The sequence below is a fragment of the Candidatus Glassbacteria bacterium genome (assembly GCA_019456185.1).
Classification (GTDB): domain Bacteria; phylum Gemmatimonadota; class Glassbacteria; order GWA2-58-10; family GWA2-58-10; genus JAJRTS01.
Map to the genome: position 1 here is coordinate 1 of VRUH01000160.1, position 1129 is coordinate 1129.

The 1129-nt window shown below is 61.3% G+C and carries 2 protein-coding genes; one reads left to right on the forward strand and one right to left on the reverse strand.

The window, feature by feature from the left end:
- Positions 1–27 precede the first annotated feature (27 nt).
- Positions 28–483 carry a 4-phosphopantetheinyl transferase family protein gene (locus FVQ81_18615; GenBank protein ID MBW7998544.1) on the forward strand — a complete coding sequence of 152 codons (456 nt, stop codon included), beginning with the start codon at positions 28–30 and terminating at the stop codon, positions 481–483.
- An 18-nt stretch (positions 484–501) separates the two neighbouring features.
- On the opposite strand, the gene FVQ81_18620 is transcribed toward FVQ81_18615, so the two are convergent.
- On the reverse strand, positions 502–978 hold the full coding sequence (locus tag FVQ81_18620) for a hypothetical protein (protein ID MBW7998545.1): 477 nt from the start codon (positions 976–978) through the stop codon (positions 502–504).
- Positions 979–1129: the final 151 nt, after the last annotated feature.

Consider the following 1129-nt stretch of genomic DNA (forward strand, 5'->3'; position numbering starts at 1 on the left):
AGGACGCCCCGCTGGCCGGAGGGATTCGTGGGGGCCATCACCCACCACCGGGGGTGGGCCGCCGCCGTGGCTGCCCGTGCCGCGGAATACCGGGGGCTGGGCGTGGACCTGGAGGTGCTGCGCCATCCCTCCCCGGCATTGCTGCGGCGCATCCTGCGCCCGGGTGAGCGGGAGGCCCTGGAGGGGCTGCCGGAGCGGGAACGGGCCCTGCGCTTCACCCTGGTCTTCTCCGCCAAGGAGAGCCTCTACAAGGCCCTCAATCCCCACACCGGGGTCTTCCTGGGATTCCAGGACGCGGAAATCCTGGCGCCGGAGAAGATTCCCCTTCCTGAGAGCGATACGGATGCGGCCGGCAGCGGGCGATTACAGTGGAGGCTGAGCGTGACCGGGGGAGAGGGTTTCCCCCCGGGGTACACCGGGGAGGGATGCTACCATGTGGAGGGGGACGGCCTCCTCACTGGCGTGTGGGTGGGGAGGGGGTAGGAGGCGCTGGCTGGAATGCTAATTCACATTAATGGTGTATTCGCTGCCCGATGTAACAATTGGGTGAACGTATAAATAGAGAATGGCTCCACCCATTGTTACTAGGCAAGTTTCACTCATAGTGTCGGAATTTACCGAAGAATCCAGGATTGCCCCATCGAAAAATTCGCCCGTACCATAACAGAATAGATGAACATCATCAGTAAGATCGGTGAGGGAGACAGTATATGGATTGGTGTCGGTAACAGAAACAGTATAGAAACTGCCCTCCGGCCCCACCGATCCCTCATAGGAAACAACGGTCTCCGAACCGAGCGAGACCGGGGAATCGTAGCTCCCCTCGGAGGGAAGGTCATCCGTTGCGCAACCCTGCAGCGCCCAGAGGGCGGCCAACGCTGCCATCATCAGGAGCAAAGCCCCTGCTCCACGCCTTCCCGCGCTCCATCCGCTCGCGTGTGCCCTGCCGATTTCGCGGCGCCGTGTGTTCCATTTCATGTGTGTGTCCTGTGATTGGTCGTGAATTGCGGTGCAGATTCCCGGATCGGGCGCAGGCCCCATCCCATCGATGCACCCATTTTGCCATGTTTTCCGGAAATTATCATGCCCGCTTTTGCCGTTGCAGTAGCAGTGGCAGTTCCATCCGCGT

What these genes read in the sequence shown, in the direction of transcription:
- FVQ81_18620 (MBW7998545.1), bottom strand. Translation starts at nt 978, where the DNA reads ATGAAATGGAACACACGGCGCCGCGAAATCGGCAGGGCACACGCGAGC.